This window comes from Actinoalloteichus caeruleus (assembly GCF_049311605.1).
In the GTDB taxonomy this organism is placed as follows: Bacteria; Actinomycetota; Actinomycetes; order Mycobacteriales; family Pseudonocardiaceae; genus Actinoalloteichus_B; species Actinoalloteichus_B caeruleus.
In genome coordinates this window covers 2,098,653-2,117,508 of the sequence record NZ_CP186005.1, presented here as the reverse complement: position 1 = coordinate 2,117,508, position 18,856 = coordinate 2,098,653, and the positions used below count along the sequence as shown (strand labels likewise).

The window sequence follows — 18,856 nt, the reverse complement described above, 5'->3', positions numbered from 1 at the left end:
AGACTGATAGCAGCGGGGCACCGAGCAATAACGAAGACTACGCTGAACGAGGGAACCTGGAGGTTCCGCTGCCGGCCGCACTACCGACGAATGGCGTGTTGCGCGACCGGGAAGCGACAGGCTAGCAAACGGCGTCGACGACCCGTGCGCTAATCCCACAGTTCTCGATGCAGTCCGAGTTCGGAGTACTCGATATCCCCCTCTCCCTGGCCGGTCAACCACCGGTTCCCCTCCTGGCGCAACGTGAGGACCCGCAGGGCGGCCGAACGGGGGTGCTTCTCCCAGCCGGCCGGCACTGCCTCGGCCTGGATGTCCCGGAACCACCGGCCGGGGAGGGGCACGACGTGGTCGAACAACACGGCGAGGTCCGCCTGGCTGGGCACCTCGCGGAGGGCGGGAACGGGCGTTCGACCGTCCGGTGTGAGGGATCGCCGGCCGTCGGCCCCCTCGAACACGCACACGACTCGTTCGGAGTCGGCGCCGAGCCGGGTCGTGATGAGTTCCTCGATGCCCTCTCGCTCCTCGTCGGGACTGAATCCCACCAGGTCACTGTCACCGTCCGGGGCCGGTGGGTGCACGAGCACGAGCTTGGCCAGCGCCTTCTGGGACAGCTCATCCCCCAGGTGCTCCAGGTCGGCCTCGTCCAACTCCTCCTGAGCCGCCTTGGGGAGCCGCTCACCGAAATCCTCCGCGTACACGTCGTCCACCAGCCGTTGGACATCGTCCGGAACGGTGACCCCGTTCTCCGGTAGGGAGGCGAGCAGGTGGCTGGTGCGCCGCAACCACGACTTGGGGTAGGTGTCACCCCAACTCCGCGGCACCGTCCACTCCCCTGCCTTGGTGACGGGGTCGATCACCACCAACCGAGGGCCAGTTCCGACCCCGGGTGCGCGGTTTCCTCGCTCGTGCCGGAAACATCGACCGGCACGCTGGAGCAGCTGGGCCATCGGGGCGAGATCGCTGACGACCAGGTCGACGTCGAGGTCGAGGGACTGTTCGACGATGGAGGTGGCCACCAGGACCAGGGGACGTCGCGGCTCGGCGTCCGGAGGCGCGTTCGGGTCGGGCTTCCCGAGCCGGCTCTCGACGAGGTCGGTGATCTCACGTCGCCGACACACCTCGTAGCGGGAGTGGAGGAGGACGAGGTCCTCGGGTGGTACCACCCCGGCCAGGGAGTGCCGCAGGAACCGATGGGTGCGCTGGGCGTCCGGGACCGTGGTGCGGCACACCAGGACGCACCCTCCTCGCTCCACCACCGAGGCGATCGCCGCGAGGAGGGCGTGCCGCTGGCCCCCTGGTTCGGGTGGGCGGGTCACCGGCGTGGACAGGTCCCACACCGCACGGCGCACCTCGACGGCGAGCTGCCGAGGCCGCGCGGTCGTCACCGACCGGACCTCCGGCCGGGACTCCGGGTGCGCGTCGACATAGGCCCACCCCGGGTAGCCGACGACCACCGGAGTGGGTGGCAGCCCACGGCCACGCTGGTAGGCCGAGATCAAGCTGGTCGCGGTCCGCCCGCTCAGCGTCGCCGACATCAGGACGACCGGCACGGACATCGCCCCCAGCCACTCGAGCAGCCGCAGCAACAGGCTGTGCATCCACGGTCCGTAAGAGTGGGCTTCGTCGACGACGAACACCTTGTTCGCCAACCCGAAGAGCCGGAGCATCGTGTAGCGCAGCGGGAGAACCCCCATCAGCGCCTGGTCGATGGTGCCCACGGCGAGCGGAGCGAGAATCCCCCGCCTGCCGGCGTGCAGCCACTCCCCAGCCTCGATCTTCGTCCGGACGTCCTGGGAAACGGTCCGCCCAGCCCCGTCGGTGAGGGCGTTCTCCCGGGAAAGCCAGGCCATGCTGTGCAACAGGGTCAACGCGGCATGCCCCCGCACGCTGACCCCGGCGAACTGAGCGACCCGGCGGAACATGGCGTCGGCGGTCGCCATCGTGGGCAGGGCGAAGTACAGACCGGAGGCACCCGAGAGTCGTCCCAACAGGGACGCCGCGTGCAGCGCGGCCTCCGTCTTGCCATCACCGGTCGGCGCGCAGACCACCAGCAGGCCGGGGTCGCGAATCAGGTCGGGCAACTCCTCGCGGAGGCTCCGCTGGAGCGGGTTCGGGGTGGCGATGTGGGGGAACTGGGTGCGGAACGCCCGCTTCTGGTAGGTCACCCGCCCCAACCGGGCTCGGCTGATCTCCCCGGGTGCGTCCTCGACGGCACGCTGCCAGTGCGCCTCGACTTCCGGTCGCGATGCCGACCAGCCGACAGCTGGCAGCCGCTCGGCGATGAAACGTTCCTGGCTAGCCAGCCAATCCGCGACAACCACGAGGGACGCGACGACGACCGCGACGTCCGACGGCAGGCGGGTCGGCACGTCCTCGGCGCGGGTGACCCGGCGCAGCGCGTCGAGGTGTGCGCGCCGCTGGCGGTCCCACTCGTTCCGACCGAGCCCGGGTTGGCGGGCATCTCCCAGCTGGACCTCCTTCTTCGGCGGGGACGGGGGGAACAGGCCGTGGTGCCCGCCGAGGAGCTGCGCGACCCGCTGGTGGACAGCCTTGCGCAGCACACCGGCGGTGGGGTAGCCGAGCTCGGGCAGCAGCACCGTCAACGCCCAGTGGGTGGCGAGTTCGTGTCGCAACCGCTCCCGTTCGGCGTTGGTCTGCGCCTCGTAGCCGGCCTGAGCGGTGAGCTCCTGGTACGAACCCTCGTGCATGGCCTGAAAGGGCGGGGAGATCTTGCCCAGGTCGTGCAGTCCAGCCCAGAAGCTCACCAACCGGCGCATCCCGGGCGCGGACACGCCGACGCGAGCAGCCAGGGCCCGGCGTTGCCGCAGACTGAAGAGCCTGTCCCACAGCGCGCCCGCGATCGCGGCGGTGTCCACCAGGTGGCAGACGACCGGATAGGGGCGTTCCAGCCCCTTCTCCTTCCCCCACAACAGGGCGTCGAGCCCGAGACAGCAGTCACCAGTAGCGTTCGACTGAACGCCGTCCGTAGTCACGGGAGAGGATCTAGCATCCGCCACCGACAGTTCCCACACACGCCCACGCGGAGCGGCTCATCCCCGGCCACGAGCACGACGTAGTGAACCCGTGAGCCAGCACCGGGAACGAGCGACGGCGCGGATGATGGAGGAGGAGCAGCCGACCGGCCTGCGCCAGGGACGATCCGATTAGATCAACCGTGCCACCACGCGACGGGGATGAGCGGGAGTAGAGTGATCACCGGAGCCGCAAGGTCAAGAAATGGTAACGGCGCCCCATTCGCGCAGGTCGCGAAGGGGAAAGCCCCGCGCAAGCGGGGGTGAGCCTTCCTTCAGTGATCGCTGATACGACGGATCAGCGAAAGCCCCGCGCAAGCGGGGGTGAGCCAATCCCTGGCCACAGCGCCCCCACCCGACCGCCGGAAAGCCCCGCGCAAGCGGGGGTGAGCCGTTGGCGCGGGCACGGTTGACCAGCTGGCGCAGGGAAAGCCCCGCGCAAGCGGGGGTGAGCCTCCCCGAACTTCGCGTCGGGGTCCTCGGCGTGCGAAAGCCCCGCGCAAGCGGGGGTGAGCCGTGCTGGGGGCAGGGGGCGGGGCCGACAACCCGGAAAGCCCCGCGCAAGCGGGGGTGAGCCGCGACGCAGCAGCACACCCTGCACGGCGCTCCCGAAAGCCCCGCGCAAGCGGGGGTGAGCCGCCGTCTCCGCCGCGTTTTCAGCCCGTTGTTTTGAAAGCCCCGCGCAAGCGGGGGTGAGCCGTTCCAACACGTCCTGGACCGCCCCGGTGGTGTTGGAGGCCGTGCCTCCCACGCTCGTGTGCGTTCAGACCGCTGTGGCCTGTCGCCAGTGTCGTTCCTCGTACTCCAACGGTGGCCTATTCCCACACCAACTATGCAGCCTGTGGTGATTGTACCAGTGAATCCACTCCGCAGTAGCAGCGCGGACGTCCGCAACCCCCTTCCACGGGCCTTTCCGGTAAATCAGCTCCTTCTTGTACAACGCGTTGACCGACTCCGCCAGCGCATTATCGTAGGAATCACCCCGACGCCCAACCGACCGCGCGATCCCCGACCGGCTCAACCGCTGACTGTAACGCAACGCCGTGTACTGCACCCCCCGGTCGGAATGAGCCACCAAACCAGGAGACAGACGACTCCTCCGCGCCCACAGCGCCATATCCAACGCATCCAACGCCAGCGACGTATCAGCGGTATCCGACACCTGCCACCCCACAATCGCCCGCGAGAACGCGTCCACGACCAACGCCGAATACACGAACCGACTCTCCCCGAGCCGAACGTAGGTCAGATCCGTGACCCACAACCGGTTCGGCCTCGGTGCCCGGAACACCCGCTCGACCAGGTCACCGGGCTGGCCCTCGACCTGCCCGGGCAGCATCGACCGCGGCCGGCGGGACCGGGTGACCAGCCCGGTCATGGCCTCGGACCGCATCAGCCGTTCCACGGTGCAGCGGGCCACGGTCACGCCTTGGCGGTGCAGTGCCGCCCAGATCTTGCGTGCCCCGTAGAGCCGGTGCGAGTCCTCCCAAATCCGGCGGATCACCGTAACGAGTTCCCGGTCGCGGCGGTGCCGGGCGGAGGGGTTCGTCCGTCGGTTGCGAATCGCGTAGTAGGTGGACACGCTCAGCCCTACTGTGCGGCAGGATACTTCCACGGGGAACCGGTCCCGGTGGTGGTCGACGAACTCGGTCAGCTCGGTGGGCGGGGGTCCATCTCCCGGGCGAAAAAAGCCGAGGCAGCCTTGAGGATTTCGTTGGATCGGCGGAGTTCGGCGTTTTCCCGTTCCAGCCGTGCGATCCGGTCCCGGTCCGACTCCCCGGTATTCGTGGAGTCCGCCGAGCCGGTGTGGGTGCTGGGTTCACCGCTGCGGACCCAGTACCGCAAGGCCTCGGGGTGCACTCCGAGTTGGTCGGCTACCCGGGCGATGGCTCCACGTCCGGGTCCCCACTGCCCCTCCAGTTCACGGACCATCTCCACCGCGCGTCGCCGCAACTCCTGGGGGTATTTCTTCGCGGAACCCATGCTCCTCATCCTTCCTGGGGTGCAGGGCCTCCAACAAACCCAGTACGGTCCAGACGGGCGCATGCCCCTGAACTCCGACCCGGGAAAGCCCCGCGCAAGCGGGGGTGAGCCGCGTTGCCGCTCGGGGGCGCGGCCGTGGGTGGCGAAAGCCCCGCGCAAGCGGGGGTGAGCCGCCCCGGCGTCATCCGGAGCCCAGGCCGTGTCGAAAGCTCCGCGCAAGCGGATGGCTGCGGCGGAATCTGGGTTCGGTCGTCTCGGTCGGTGGCGTGTGCGAGCCTGCTCGGCGGCTGTTGCGTTCGGCTGTGCGGCCTCGGATGATGCAGCGGTCGCGGCCGACGTGTCCGCTTTCTCCGCTGTCACCAGGTACGTCGCGACCCGGTGGGGCGACGACGCGTCCCGCCGTGGGAGAACCAGAACCAACAGGAAGGACAAGGGTGAACGGCCCCTCGTTACGTCGCTGGTCCCTGGATCGGGACGAAGCCCCAGCGCGCGCGGTCAACGTGGTCACCGTGGGCTCGTCGACGATGGAAGGACACACGGGCGTCGCGCCCACGCACCAGCCGGTGGCGGTTGCCGGCTTCCCCGGGATGCTGGCCGCGCACCTGCCCTGGCAGAACGGCATCTACTACCCGTCGGCGTCCTGGGCGCACGGGTGGTCGACGGGCGGGCCGGCGACCACCACGCCGACGGACCTGGGTCAGCGAGCGATGCGGTTGGGCTCCGAGGCGTGGATCGAGCGGGTCATGCCGCGCTGCGAGGCGGTCTCGGTCCTGTTCATGACCGGGGAGGGCGGCGGCCGGTTCCGGGTGGTCATCGACGGCCAGTCGCACGCGGTGTCCCAACCGGACCCCTCGGCCCCGGCGCGCACGGCGACGGGCCGGTGGGTGTCCCCGCGACTTCAGCTCGGGGATCACCGGGTGCGCATCCAGGCGCTCTCGGGACACGCCGTGGTGGTCGCGGGCGCGTTCCGCCACGACCAGTGGGCTGGTGCCGGGGTCCGCGTGTACTCGGGTGGCCTGTCGGGGTCGGCCACGGAGCGGTGGATCTCGGGAGCTGACGTGGAGCGCCACCTGACCAGGGTGCGCACCCTGGACCCCGGTCTGCTGATCGTGGCGATGGGGTCGAACGACTGGCGGTACGGGCATTCCGCGGACACCTTCGCGGCCAACCTGCGGACGATCATCGGCCAGCACCGCGCCGTCACGGACGCGAGCGTGTTGCTGCTGGCCCCGCACTGCCGGCTCGACATGCCCGGTCCCGGGTGGCGGACCTACTGCGAGGCGATGGCCGACGTGGCCGCCGAGACCGGCTGCGATCACCTCGACCTGCAACACGAGTTCCCCGCGACGGTGGCGGAGGACGATTCGCGGCGTCCGCTGATCGCGCCGGACCGGGTGCACCTCACCCCGCGGGGCCACGCCCGGCTCGGCCGGCTCGTCGCCGACCACCTCCGGGCCGCGTGAAAGGTGTCGTCTCCCGTCGGGCGTGGAAGGCGCGGACCGCCCGGCGACTGGCCCGCGCGCGAGCGGGTGGGTCGGGACTGTCGGGGGGCAGCGCTGGCCGCCCCCCAGCAGCCCAACCTCGTGTGAGCGGGGGACGAGCCGGCGGCGGGTACCGGGTGCCGTCGAACGCCTGCCGCGAGCCGGGCGTGGGAGGGCGGGAACGCCCCTGACCGGCCAGGTCAACGCTCCCGCGCCGGGTGCGTGGTGATCCGGCCTCGTTCGCAAGGAGGGGCGAGCGAGGCCGGCGGCCACCTCCCTGCCGGTCCGGGTTCGGGGCCGTACGGCGGATGAGGCGCTTCGGCCCCACCGGGAACTCACCGGTCGGCGCTCACCACGACTTCGGCGGCGGCCTGGGACCGGCAGGGCCCTTCACGAGGTGTCTGCGTGGCTGGTCCAGTGGCGCCCCTCAGCACGGGCTGTGGTCGTCCCGGCACGTCCCACGCCGTCCCCCAGGCCCCGGCACGTCCCCGCGCACCCCCATGTCCCGCGCGTCCAGCGTGGACGTCGGGTGGCGGCCGCGCGGTGCGACGCCTTCGGTGGGATCCCGGTCCTCGTGGACGCGGGCGCCGTTCCGGTCAGGGCTGTTCCGCCCTGCGGAGGGCGACGATCGTGTCGGTCACCTCGGCCTGCTGGCCGTTCGGTCCGGTCGCGATCCGCTTCGGGGCCTCCAACACCTCGGGGGTCCAGTCCGGTCCGAGCCCGAGTGACTCGGCGAGCTCGGCCGGGGTCGGGAGCTCGTGGTCCGACGCCGAGCTCCACGACCACGGTGCGACCGAGCCGTGGTCGACGATGAGCAGCGCGCCGCCGGGGGTCACGGATTCCGCCGCCCGCCGCAGCACGGCCTCCCGGTCGGGTGCGTAGAAGAAGCTCCCCCAGACCAGGTCGAACGGGCCGACGGGCAGGGGGTCAGCCGTCACGTCGCAGCGGACGGCCGTCACTCTGGCGGCGAGTCCCTCGTCGGCGGCGCGGCGGGCGATCCGGTCGACGGCGGTCTGGGCGACGTCGAGCGCCGTCACCGCCCACCCCTGGTCGGCGAGCCAGAGTGCGTCGCCGCCGTGTCCGGCGCCGAGTTCGAGCGCGCGCCCGGGTTGGAGGCGTAGCCGGGGGATCGTCGCGACCACCGGCGCGTTCGGTGTCGTGCCCCAGGACGGGTCCGCCGACTGGTACTGCTTCTCCCAGAAGTTCGCGTCGTAGGTGGTCATCGCCTAACTGGTCCTCTCAGACGTGCTCGTGGGCCGGGTGTGCCCGCGCACAGCCTGCGGAGCGACCGGGACCCGGAACAAGGGATGTTGCGGAAACGGCAAATCGCGCGGTTCTCGCCCGCCGGGAGCGGGTACCCGGCGGCCGGCGGGTTCGCCCGGGGCTGACCGTCGCGTCGGGGCGGGGAGACGAGACCCCGATGCGCGGCCCACGGGATGGCGGCCGGAGCAGGCGGCTTCGTAGGCGTCGAGCTGGGCCACGCCGGGCGCGCGCACCCCGAGGGGAGGGCAGGCGGACGGGCTGCCGAGCGCGTCGTGTTGATCGGTCAAGACGCCCCGCCCCGACATGGCGTCCAGTCGGGCCGGCCGGTGCGACTCCTCCCCCGAGCTTGGACGGGGACGTGGTCGCGCGGCACCTCACACCGTGGTGCCGCCGCCCGGGCACGAGGGGGCCCGGCTGGTCGAACCGGACGATCGGAAGCACTCCATCCAGAGTAATGACAATCGTTTTCATTTTCAATACAGTCTGGTTGTCCTGACCACCTGTGAGAGGAACCGTGATGCACGTTCGTAATCGCGTGGGTGTGGGAGCCGTCGCCGTGGCGGCGGCGGCGCTCCTGGCGGGTGCCACCCCCGCCTACGCGCAGACCACCCTGTCGGAGGGACACGTGGACGTGATCGACGTCCACCTCCACGGTGACCACTTCCACGTGCACGTCCACGCCGAGGACCTCGGGCAGTCCTTCGAGCCGTCGGAGGTCGTGTTCGAGGTCAACGACAACGCCGCCGGCACCATCACCGCCGAGAGCGCCTTCGTCGGCGCTCCCGTCGGCTCGGCCGCCTGGGTGTTACCGGCCGAGGCCACCGACGGGGTGCTCTTCGCCGGCTTCAGCGCGCACGACCTCGCCCCCGGGGACACCGATGACGACCAGGTGCAGGTCGCGCTGACCGGCGTGTCCGGTCCCGGCGACATCGGGCTGTGGGACGCCGACGACCTGAGCGTCGTGTTCAACTCCTTCGACGGCCTCGACTCCGAGGACGTGCTGACGCTGGGCCCCGACGCCCATTACCACCCGGCCTGGGTTTTCACCGACGCCGGCCAGTACTTCCTGACGTTCGAGGTCTCGGCCCTGGTCGACGGGGCCACCATCACGGATGAGGCGACCCTGGAGTTCGTCGTCGGCTGAGCCACCCGCCGTGCCGGGCGCGCCCGGCGAACGGCCGGGGTGGCGGAGCCGCGTCCTGGTGGGAAGACGTCACCACCAGGACATGCCCGCCGGGCCGTCGCCATGACCACGCGTCCCCAGCGGACTCGGACCTGACCGCTGGTGGGGACCCACCAGCGGTCAGGTCCTGCTCCGGCGTCCCCGCCCGGCCGGCCACCACCCGCGCGGGGACGCCGAACCGACCACCTCAGGAGCCACCCCCGCGACGACGGCGGCCACCTGACCTGTCGAGACGGCTCCCGAGACCCCGCCGACTGAAGCCACGAGGCCTGCCGCCGTTCCCCTCGCCCCGACGACCGGTGCCCCGGCGTCGCCGAGCACCTTCCCGCCGTCCGTCCCGCCTGGAATCCGTCCGAAGGACACCACCGTGAGAACCGCACGACACACCACGCTCACCAGCCTGGTCGTGGCTGGCCTCCTCGCCGCGCCACCGCTGGCCTCGCACGCGAACCAGGCCGAGGAGCACACCCTCCATCTCGATCCGACCACGAGCGACGTGGACCTGCTGGCGCCGCGGCAGGCTCCCGAGGGCATCGAGCTCCTCGTCCGCGCCGAGGAGTCGGGCGACGAGATCGTCACCGCGCCGGAGAACGTCCGGTTCGTCGCCGACGCCGACGCCCTCGCCGGCGTCGTCCCCGACGACCCGGCCCACGCCTTCCTCGGGGAACCGGGCGAACAGGTCTGGCTCCTGCCGAACGGGACTGGCACCGGCGGTGCGCGTCCCGGAGCGACCAGCCTCGGCTGGGACACCACCGACCTGGGCGGGGGGTTCGCCGACGAGGTCGTCGTGCGCCTGCTGGCGGTCCAGGGTCCGGGGGCGCTCGCGGTCTTCACTCCGGAGGTCAGCACCCCGGAGGGACGGGTCGACCCGACGCCGTTGTTCTCCAGTGCGCCGGCAGGGGACGACGTCGCGGAAGGCGCGTTGCCCACGGGGGCGCGGGGCGAGCTGGTCTGGGCGTTCAGCGAACCGGGCCGGTACGAGGTGGACCTCGAGGTCGAGACGCGCTCCCCCGCCGGTGATGCCCTGCTCGCCGACGCCACCTACGCGTTCGACCTCGTCTCGCGGGAGAACACTCCTCCCCCGCCGTCCACCACCCCGCCATCCGCCACCCCACCGGGTACGACAGCACCGCCCACGTCGTCCCCGCCTCCCGATGAGGACGGCTCCCCGGAGCCGCCGCCGTCCTCGACCGAACCACCCCCACCTGCCCACCTGCGGCCGGCCCAGCGCCAACAGCCGCCTCCCATCAGCACCGAGCGGGGGCCGGTCATCCTCGACGTCGGTCACGTCGACGTCGGGGCCCAACTGATCGACGGCGACCTCCGAATGCTGGTCAAGGACGGGACGGTCGCCGGGCGGACGGACTGGCGCGAGCTGTCCACGGTGGTCTTCCACGTCGCGCCGGCCGCCAGGATCGAGGTCCCGGACAGCCCGCAGTTCGACTTCCTCGGGGAACCGGGTGACGACTCCTGGGTCCTGCCTCAGGCGCAGCAGGCCGACATCCTCTGGCCCGGTTGGAGCACGGAGGAGCTGTCGACCGACGACGTGGACGGCCCTGTCCGGTTCTCGCTGCTCGACGTGGACGGTCCCGGCGAGTTCGCGCTGTTCGTCAACGGGTCCTTCGGGGCGCCGGAGGTGCTCTTCGACAGCTCTGACGGGACGCCCGACGGTTTCGACATCCCCCTCGGCACCCACGCCCACGGGAACTGGGCCTTCTCCGACGAGGGCTTCTACGAGTTGACGCTGGAGATGAGCGGTTCTGCCGGCGGCACGGCGGTCAGCGACCGCCGGGTGCTGCACGTGGCCGTGGGGGACGTCGACCCGGGTCAGGTCGACCCGGGCGGTGACGGCGACGGTGGTGACGGCGACGGCGACGGCGACGGCGACGGTGGCGGTGGCGGTGGCGGAGACGACCGCGACGACGACCCGGGGAACCGGACCGACCCCCCTGGCGGCGGTGGCGGCCAGGACGACGAGACCCGGCTGCCGCCGGGCGGCGGTGTCGACAAGCTGGCGAAAACCGGCCCGGGGACACTCCTCCCCCTCGCCGCCGTCGGCGGAACGCTCGTCGCCCTCGGCGCCGTCCTCTTCCTCCTCTGCCGCCCGACGCGCGGCTCCGCCCGGCCCTGACCGGCGTCCGCGCACCCCTACGACGTGATCGGAGCGACGTGACAATGCGTGCGACGACACCACGAACCCGAAGGACCTGGACGGCGCTGATCGCCGCGGCGGCGACGGCGACGCTGCCCGGAGCCGTCCTCGCGACGGCGAGCCCCCTCAGCCAGGAGGCCTTGGCCCTCACCCGATCGGGCAGCGCGGTGAACTCGCAGGGAGCTCAGGAGACCACCGACACGCCGGTGCTGCTGACGACCGGGTCGGTGGAACTCCAGGCGAGGCTGGACGGATCGTCGCTCTCGGCGGGGTTCGCCGACACCAGCGACCCCGAGGCTCCGGTCCGGTACGGGCCGGCGGAGGCCGCCCTGCACGTCCCGGCCGCCGCCGAGACCGTCCAACCCCCGCACCACCCGTTCCCCGCCGATCCAGGGGATGCCGTCTGGACGCTGCCGGCGGCCGGCGCCGAGGGGTTGCCCCGGGTCGCGTTGAGCACCCGGGGCGTCGACCGCGCCGAGGTCACCGGACGCGTCGGCCTCGGACTGGAGACGCTGACCGGGCCCGGCGAGGTGGCGGTCTTCGTGGCCGCCACCGGCGACCGCCCGCCCTCGGCGGTCCGGTGGAACAGCAAGGACGGCCTGCCCGACGTCCACGAGTACCCGCCGGATCGGGACGAACGCCTCACCTGGAGTTTCTCGGCCGAGGGGACCTACTGCCTGGGGGTGCGGACGACGGCGGCGCTCGGGTCGGGCCCCGAGGTCACCGGCCTCGACGTGCTCACCGTCGTCGTCGGGGACGTCTCCCCCGGCGAGGTGCGGGTCTGCGGCGCGGACCAGCCGGCGCCGGAGGAGCCGGTCCTCGTGCTGGACCGGGGGCACGTCGACGCCATCTACCCCCGGTTGGTCGACGACGAGCTGCGCCTCCAGCTGCGCGACGGCACGCGGCTGCACGCCGACGAGGAGGTCATGCGGGAGTTCGACGACGTCGTGCTCCACGCCGGCACCGCCTCGCGGACGACGATCCCCGAGGGCTCAGTCGCCGACTGGCTGGGCCGCCCGGCCGGTGACCCGATGTGGCTGCTGCCGCAGACGAGCCGGCCCGACGTGCTGTGGGCGGGGTGGGGCTCGGACATCCGCTGGCACGAGGAGGTGGTGCTCGGCAGCCTCGACTGGCGGCTCGACCACGTCACCGGGCCCGGGAACCTGGCGATGTACCTGTCGTCGGCGGCCAGGGACGGCGCTCCTCCGGTGTTCGTCAGCCGGGGCGGCAGCCCCAACGTGCGGATGATGAGCGTCCCGGCGCACACCCACGCCAACTGGGCGTTCACCGAGGAGGGCGTCTACTGCCTGACGTTCTCGGCCAGCGGCACCCTGCCCGACGGGAGGACGGTGTCCGACCGGCAGCGCCTGACGCTCGCCGTGGGGGACGTCGCGGCGGAGGAGGTCGTTCCGTGTGGCCGGTCGGGCCCGGTGCCGGAGCGGGAGCCCCGGGAGTCGCCGACCGAGCCCGCCGGGGACCCGGTGGTGCTCGGTGGCGACACCTCCTCCGAGCTGAGCGCGCGTTTCGTGGACGGCGAACTCCGACTCGACGTCCGGTCGAACCGCGACGCCACCGACCCGAGGTACCACTCCCCCTCGGACGTCGTCCTCCACACCACCGAGTCGGCGACGGTGCCCGCATCGGGGTTCACCGGTTTCCTGGGGGAGCCCGGCGAACGGTACTGGCGCTTCCGGTCCACGCAGGGCGCGGACTGGCCGGTGCTCGGTCTCGACACCGCCGACGTCCTGCCCGACCAGGTCGACGGGGCAACCCTCACCTGGCGGGTGCACGACGCCGGCGGCCCGGGGGATGTCGCGTTCTACGCGGTGGGACGCGGTGGCACCCGGATCCTCGACACGGTCGGGGGTGAACACACGTCGGTTCGGACGCGCGCGCACGGCACGCAGGTCCGCGAGTGGGCCTTCGTGGGCGCCGGCACCTACTGCGTGGACGTGGAGGTCAGCGCCACCCGGGCCGACGGGCACGCCGTCTCCGACCGACAGCTGGTCACGGTGGTCGCCGGGGACACGGACCCCTCGACGGTGACACCCTGCGGCCGGGACGACGACGGCCCACCGCCGGACACCCCGAAGCCGCCGCCTCCCTCCGACGAGCTCGTCGTCCTCGACGAGGGCCACGTGGACGTCGCCGCGCGAGTGCGGGAGGACGAGCTGCGGATGGCGGTCAAGGACGGCACCACCCCCGGCGTGGTGGAGTGGCGCGAGTTGGAGGACGTCCTCTTCCACGCCAACCCCGACTCACGGACGACCGTTCCCGACGCCCCCGCCTACGACTTCCTGGGTGAGCCCGGCGATCCGGTGTGGATCCTGCCGCAAACCCAGCTGGAGGGGGTGCTGTGGCCGGGGTGGAACACCGAGGAGATCCTTCCCGACCAGCTGGACGGAACCGTCCACTGGCAGCTCACGGCGGCGGAGGGGCCCGGGGCCTTCGTCCTCTACCAGGACGGGACGTTCGGACCGAACGATCCGCTCCTCGACAGCCGGGACGCGCTGCCCACGGGCTTCGACGTGCCCCTCGGCCAGCACGCGCACGCCAACTGGGCGTTCACGGCGGAGGGCGTCCACTGTCTGTCCTTCACGATGTCGGCGACGACCCCGGCGGGCGGATCCACCTCGGACGGCGGGACCCTGGCCGTCGCGGTGGGTGAGGTGGACGTGACCTCGGTGCCCCGGTGCGGGGAGGGCGACGATCCGGGGCCGGGTCCCACCCCGCCACCCAGCTCCTCCCCACCCCCCGGCCCGGGTGATCCGGGTGGCACCCCGCCGCCGACCACGACCACCCCCTCCCACCCGGGCGGCGATGGTCCCGGCGGAGGGGGCGGTGGTCCCGGCGGAGGGGGCGGCGGGGGCGACGGAGGGGGCGACGGAGGGGGCGGCGGGGGCGGCGGCCTCGCCTGGACCGGCACCGGCTCAGCCCTGCCCCTGGCAGCGCTCGGCGGGCTCCTTCTGGTGCTCGGCGGCGTCGTGTGGTGGTTCGGCCGGGCCCGATCGCGCGCTCCGGTCGAGTGAGTGCCAGGAGCCGAGGACGTGGGCGGGCTCGAAGGGGGTCCGCCCGCTCGCGTGTCCTTCCCCTGTCCTCCGGGAACAGGGCCCGCGGCGGGCCGCGTCCGCGCGACACCACCGAATCCCTCTCCCGGCCCGATACCGGCGTCCGGTTGGCGATGGGCGATGGGCGATGGGCGATGGGCAGCACGAGGCCGTGGCCACCCGACAACCCGACCAACACCGTGCGCCCGCCCCCGCATCCCGGTCACGACACCACCACCGGCTCACCTTGACGCCTGCGCGCCGGGTCAAGCGGACGACCGAACATCGAGTGCCGGCACCGCCGGCGGAAGACGAGGACATCGCGATGCCCGTTCCCCGACGAACGGTATGCGCGGCTGCGGCCGTGGCCCTGCTGACGGCGACTTCGGCGTGTGCCGGTGCGAGTGGCGCCGACGACGGTGAACTCGTCGTCATCAGCACGACGGAGATACTCGCCGACCTGGTCGCCAGGGTGGGAGGGGACCGGGTGAGCAGCAGCTCGCTGGTACCTCCGGGCGGGGACCCCCATTCCTACGAACCCACTCCGGCGGACGCGGGGCGGGTCACCAGGGCCGACGTGGCCTTCACGAACCACCTGCTCCTTGAGGAACAGGCGTTGATCCGCACCGTCGACAACAACCTGCCCGAGGACTCGCTCAACGTTTCGCTGGCCGAGATCTCCGAGAGCTACGGCGCCCGCGTCATCCCGCTGGTCGAGAACATCGGCCTCGACGTGCTCTGGCTCGGGCTCCGCGTGCGCGGGGACGGTGAGGAACACGGTGCGACCCGCACCTCCCAGGTCGAGCTGCGGGCCACCGCGCTCGAGGGGCCCGGTGAGTTGGCGGTCTACCTGACCCAGACCCTGGGTGCCCCGGAGATCTACTACCACTCGTCGGACGGCTTCGACGACACCGACCTCGCCGTGCTGCCACCGGCCGCGCACACCCACGTGAACTGGGCATTCACCGAGCCCGGTGTCTACCGGCTCACGCTGGAGGCGGCACTGGACGTCGGGGACGCCGACCAGGTGGAGCTGGGGCGGGACACCTTCACCTTCGCCGTCGGGGTCGACCCGCACACGGTGGAGGTGGAGGGGGACGCCGTCATCCTCGACGACGGCCACACCGACGTGACCGTCGACCTCGACACCGGCGAGCTCTACGCATACAGCGACTCCGGGGTCGCCGGCGCCGACCAGGTCATCGTCCCGGCCGAGGATGTCGTCATCGACGTGCCGAATCGGGCGAGGGAGGAAGTGCCCGGCGACGAGCGGTTCTCGTTCCTGGGCGAACCGGGGACATTGGTCTTCCAACTACCGCAGGCCGTCCTGGGCAAGCACGTCCACGGCGAGATCGACCCCCACCTGTGGCAGAACGTGGAGAACGCGAAGGCCTACGTGCAACACATCCGCGACACCCTGGTGGAAGCCGACCCCGAGGGCGCCGAGACCTATCAGGAACGCGGTCGCGCGTATCTCGTCGAGCTCGACGAGCTCGACGACTACGTGCGCCGCACGCTGGCCGGCATCCCGGCGGAGAACCGCCAGTTGATCACCACCCACGACGCGTTCGGCTATCTCGCCGACGCCTACGACCTGACCGTCGCCGGGTTCGTGGTCCCGAATCCGGCGCAGGAACCCAGCGTCCGGCAGGTCAACACCCTGACCGACACCATTCGCAACCTCGAGGTGCCCGCCGTGTTCATGGAACCGAACCTGGTGCAACGCGCATCGGTTCTGACCCAGGTCGCCCACGACCAGGATGTCGAGGTCTGCACCATCTACGGTGACGCATTCGGCGAGGACGTGGGCAGCTACGTCGAGATGATGCGGCACAACGCCGACGAGCTCCGTCGTTGCCTGGGAGGCGCGTGATGCGGGGCCGGGACGGGATCGGCCTGGCGGGTGTGCTCGGGCTGCTCGCGGTCGCGGTGGCACCGGGAGGCCTCGCCTCCGAGGTCCCCGACACCGAGGGCGAGCGGGTCGTCATCGCCGAGGGTCATGTGGACATCGGCCCACGGTTCGAGGACGGGGCCTGGGTGCTTCGGGTGCGTGACGACACGGTGGACCCGGCGGTCTGGCGGTCCCTGGACGATGTCGTGCTACAGGCCACTGACCTGGCGACAGCCGAGGTCCCCGACGACGAGGACTTCGCCTTCCTCGGGACTCCCGGTGAGGAGGTCTGGCTGCTGCCGCAGGCCCAGCTGGAGGGCGTGTTGTGGCCGGGGTGGAACACGCAGGACGCCGAGGTGGCCACCCGCGTGGCCAGGGAGGTCACCTGGTCGTTGCACGGAGTCGAGGGACCGGGGGATTTCGCGTTGTTCCTCAACGGGAGCTTCGGCGAGCCGAACCCCGTCTTCGACAGCCGGGAAGCGTTCCCTCAGACCTCCGGTATCGAGGTCAACACACACGTGCACGGCAACTGGGCGTTCCTCGAACCCGGCGCGTACCTGCTCGACATCGAGATGAGCGCGCGACTCGAGGACGGGCAGGAGCTCAGCGACCGGGGCACGCTCCGGTTCTTCGCCGGTGAGGGCGACCCCGAGACGGCCTTCGACGCGAGTCTGACCCGCCACGGCCCCGTGCCCTCCGATCCGGCGCCCGACGCCGACGGCCCGGACGCGGGTGAGGACCAGTCGACCGGCGGTCCCGTGGTGCTGGCCATCGTCGTCGGCGGCGCGGCGCTGGCACTCGTGGCGGTCGCGCTGTGGCGGCGACGGCGCTCGAAGGGACGGGAGGGCACCGGACGTGGCTGAACCCCTGATGCGGGTCGACAAGCTCTCCGTCGACCTCGGCGGCCGCACCGCCCTGCGGGACGTGGATCTGGCCGTGTCGGCGGGAGAACTGGTCGGGCTGATCGGCCCGAACGGCGCGGGGAAGACCACCCTGCTGCGCGCGGTGCTCGGACTCCTCCCGCCCCGTGCCGGGACGATCCGCCTGGGTGACCGCACCCCGGACCGGGCCAGGGGCACGGTCGGGTACGTGCCGCAGCGGCACGAGTTCGCCTGGGACTTCCCGATCTCCGTGGAGAAGGCCGTGCTGACCGGCCGGGTCCACCGAGTGGGCTGGCTGCGGCGTCCCGGCGCCGTGGACCGGAACGCGGTGGACGAGGCGCTGGACAGGGTCTCGCTCGGCGGGCTCCGACGCCGGCCGATCGGGGAGCTGTCCGGTGGGCAGCGGCAGCGGGTGCTGGTGGCCAGGGCGTTGGCCCTGCGCCCGGAGCTGCTGCTGCTCGACGAACCCTTCACGGGGTTGGACGTGCCGACCCAGGAGTTGCTCACCGGACTGTTCGAGACGTTGCGTCGGGAGGGCAGGGCACTGCTCATGACGACCCACGACCTGCCGGCGGCAGCGAGCCTGTCGACCCGGTTGTGTCTGCTCAACCGCACCGTGATCGCCGATGGGCCACCCGCCGAGCTGCGGGACCCGTCGGTGTGGTTGGCGGCCTTCGGGGTGGCCGGCTCGACCTCGTTGCTGCGTTCCCTGGGGGTGGACACGTGAGTGGTGTGATCGACTTCCTCGTCGAACCGTGGGACCAGGTGTTCATGCGACGGGCGTTCCTGGTCGCGATCATGTCCGGCGTGGTCTGCGGGGTCATCGGCACCCACGTGGTGCTGCGGGGCATGGCCTTCATCGGTGACGCCGTGTCGCACGCGGTGTTCCCTGGGGTGGCGGTGGCCTTCGTGCTGCAGGCGAACCTGGTCGTGGGGGGCGCGGTCGCCGGGCTGGTGACGGCGTTGTTGGTCGCCGTCTTCTCGCAGAACCGGCGGCTGCGGGAGGACACCGTCATCGGGGTCTTCTTCGCGGGTGCCTTCGGGCTCGGCATCGTCATCCTCAGCACCGCACCGGGGTACAGCGGTTCGCTCGAGTCGTTCCTGTTCGGGTCCATCTTGGGGATCGGTGACTCCGACGTGCTCGGGGTGGCGCTGGTCGGCGGGGCCGTCGTCGTCTCGGCGCTCGCGTTGACGAAGGAGATCGTGACCGTCAGCCTCGACCGGGAGACCGCCCGCTCGGTGGGGCTGCCGGTGTTCTGGTTGGACATGGCGCTCTACGCGATGGTCACCGTCGCCATCGTCATCTCGCTCCAGGCGGTCGGGAACGTCCTGGTGTTGGCGCTGCTCATCACCCCGGCGGCGTGCGCGCGGCTGCTCACCGACCGCCTGGGGGTGATGACCTTGCTGGCCCCGGCCATCGGGGCGCTGTCGTCGGTGGTGGGGCTCTACCTCTCCTACGCGCTGGACCTGGCGGCGGGCGGGATGATCGTGTTGACCGCGACGGTGACGTTCCTGGTGTGCTGGTTCCTCGCTCCCCGGCACGGCCTGGTCTCCCGGTGGCGGGCCAGGTCCCGTCCCGCCCAGGTGGACGGGGACGAGGACGACCGCGCGGCAGCCACCTCGGAGGAGGGAGCGGGGGCCTCCTCGGTCGGGTAGGAGGCACGCCGGCCCCCCGGATCGTTCGACGGTGAGGCGGGCGGGCCGCGCGCTCGGCTCCGCCTCACCGACCTCGTCGAGGGCGACCGCACGGCCGTCGCCGGGCACACCTGGGGTGGGGCAGACCGTCAGCATGCTCCTCGGTGCGCGCGTCATCGGCCCGGACGGAGGGCCCGGCCCAGCCAGACCGATCCCCGCGTCAAAGCCGAGGTGTTCCTCCCGACCACGGGCATCGGCGGGAACGACCTGACGCCCTCCGCCAGGGAGCACTTCTCCTTCATGGGGTC

12 protein-coding genes and 1 CRISPR repeat array are annotated in these 18,856 nt (G+C 71.8%); of the genes, 8 read left to right on the top strand and 4 right to left on the bottom strand.

Features of this window, described 5'->3' with window-relative positions:
* Positions 1 to 149 precede the first annotated feature (149 nt).
* From ACOJVX_RS09405 to ACOJVX_RS09395, 3 genes are all read right to left on the bottom strand, one after another.
* A complete protein-coding gene (locus ACOJVX_RS09405) occupies positions 150 to 2,993 on the bottom strand; it encodes a CRISPR-associated endonuclease Cas3'' (RefSeq protein ID WP_418155953.1) in 2,844 nt (947 codons plus the stop codon).
* A 281-nt stretch (positions 2,994 to 3,274) separates the two neighbouring features.
* Positions 3,275 to 3,732: a CRISPR direct-repeat array (repeat unit 29 nt; unit sequence GAAAGCCCCGCGCAAGCGGGGGTGAGCCG).
* 63 nt (positions 3,733 to 3,795) lie between these two features.
* Positions 3,796 to 4,647 carry an IS3 family transposase gene (locus ACOJVX_RS09400; protein WP_422646788.1) on the bottom strand — a complete coding sequence of 284 codons (852 nt, stop codon included), beginning with the start codon at positions 4,645 to 4,647 and terminating at the stop codon, positions 3,796 to 3,798.
* 35 nt (positions 4,648 to 4,682) lie between these two features.
* Entirely contained in the window at positions 4,683 to 5,015 is a 333-nt protein-coding gene (locus tag ACOJVX_RS09395; RefSeq protein ID WP_030106222.1) for a transposase, read from the bottom strand.
* 524 nt (positions 5,016 to 5,539) lie between these two features.
* Here ACOJVX_RS09395 and ACOJVX_RS09390 point away from each other — a divergent pair.
* Positions 5,540 to 6,478, top strand: coding sequence for an SGNH/GDSL hydrolase family protein (locus tag ACOJVX_RS09390; RefSeq protein WP_418154551.1), 939 nt, complete (start codon positions 5,540 to 5,542; stop codon positions 6,476 to 6,478).
* Positions 6,479 to 7,092: 614 nt separating this feature from the next.
* On the opposite strand, the gene ACOJVX_RS09385 is transcribed toward ACOJVX_RS09390, so the two are convergent.
* Complete coding sequence (locus ACOJVX_RS09385) at positions 7,093 to 7,719, bottom strand: SAM-dependent methyltransferase (protein WP_422647428.1); 627 nt, start codon at positions 7,717 to 7,719, stop codon at positions 7,093 to 7,095.
* Between the two features lie 557 nt (positions 7,720 to 8,276).
* Here ACOJVX_RS09385 and ACOJVX_RS09380 point away from each other — a divergent pair.
* The 7 genes from ACOJVX_RS09380 to ACOJVX_RS09350 all read left to right on the top strand — a co-directional run bounded on the left by ACOJVX_RS09380 (position 8,277) and on the right by ACOJVX_RS09350 (position 18,569).
* Positions 8,277 to 8,903 (top strand): choice-of-anchor M domain-containing protein, encoded by a 627-nt coding sequence (locus ACOJVX_RS09380; protein ID WP_418154549.1) that lies wholly within the window; start codon positions 8,277 to 8,279, stop codon positions 8,901 to 8,903.
* A gap of 406 nt (positions 8,904 to 9,309) precedes the next feature.
* Entirely contained in the window at positions 9,310 to 11,073 is a 1,764-nt protein-coding gene (locus ACOJVX_RS09375) for a choice-of-anchor M domain-containing protein (protein ID WP_422647427.1), read from the top strand.
* A gap of 44 nt (positions 11,074 to 11,117) precedes the next feature.
* Positions 11,118 to 14,123 carry a choice-of-anchor M domain-containing protein gene (locus tag ACOJVX_RS09370; protein ID WP_418154554.1) on the top strand — a complete coding sequence of 1,002 codons (3,006 nt, stop codon included), beginning with the start codon at positions 11,118 to 11,120 and terminating at the stop codon, positions 14,121 to 14,123.
* A gap of 343 nt (positions 14,124 to 14,466) precedes the next feature.
* Positions 14,467 to 16,014, top strand: coding sequence for an anchored repeat ABC transporter, substrate-binding protein (locus ACOJVX_RS09365; protein ID WP_422647426.1), 1,548 nt, complete (start codon positions 14,467 to 14,469; stop codon positions 16,012 to 16,014).
* A complete protein-coding gene (locus ACOJVX_RS09360; RefSeq protein ID WP_418154546.1) occupies positions 16,014 to 16,895 on the top strand; it encodes a TIGR03773 family transporter-associated surface protein in 882 nt (293 codons plus the stop codon). Before ACOJVX_RS09365 ends, ACOJVX_RS09360 begins: the two co-directional genes overlap by 1 nt.
* Positions 16,888 to 17,640 carry an anchored repeat-type ABC transporter ATP-binding subunit gene (locus tag ACOJVX_RS09355; protein WP_418154545.1) on the top strand — a complete coding sequence of 251 codons (753 nt, stop codon included), beginning with the start codon at positions 16,888 to 16,890 and terminating at the stop codon, positions 17,638 to 17,640. The genes ACOJVX_RS09360 and ACOJVX_RS09355 overlap by 8 nt, the downstream gene beginning before the upstream one ends.
* Positions 17,637 to 18,569 carry an anchored repeat-type ABC transporter permease subunit gene (locus ACOJVX_RS09350; RefSeq protein WP_418154544.1) on the top strand — a complete coding sequence of 311 codons (933 nt, stop codon included), beginning with the start codon at positions 17,637 to 17,639 and terminating at the stop codon, positions 18,567 to 18,569. Before ACOJVX_RS09355 ends, ACOJVX_RS09350 begins: the two co-directional genes overlap by 4 nt.
* The last annotated feature ends 287 nt before the right edge of the window (positions 18,570 to 18,856 follow it).

Bases quoted from the DNA above. Each gene is read 5' to 3' on its own strand.
- ACOJVX_RS09390 (WP_418154551.1), top strand. From the start codon at position 5,540: ATGGAAGGACACACGGGCGTCGCGCCCACGCACCAGCCGGTGGCGGTT.
- ACOJVX_RS09395 (WP_030106222.1), bottom strand. From the start codon at position 5,015: ATGGGTTCCGCGAAGAAATACCCCCAGGAGTTGCGGCGACGCGCGGTG.
- ACOJVX_RS09370 (WP_418154554.1), top strand. From the start codon at position 11,118: ATGCGTGCGACGACACCACGAACCCGAAGGACCTGGACGGCGCTGATC.
- ACOJVX_RS09380 (WP_418154549.1), top strand. From the start codon at position 8,277: ATGCACGTTCGTAATCGCGTGGGTGTGGGAGCCGTCGCCGTGGCGGCG.
- ACOJVX_RS09385 (WP_422647428.1), bottom strand. From the start codon at position 7,719: ATGACCACCTACGACGCGAACTTCTGGGAGAAGCAGTACCAGTCGGCG.
- ACOJVX_RS09365 (WP_422647426.1), top strand. From the start codon at position 14,467: ATGCCCGTTCCCCGACGAACGGTATGCGCGGCTGCGGCCGTGGCCCTG.
- ACOJVX_RS09360 (WP_418154546.1), top strand. From the start codon at position 16,014: ATGCGGGGCCGGGACGGGATCGGCCTGGCGGGTGTGCTCGGGCTGCTC.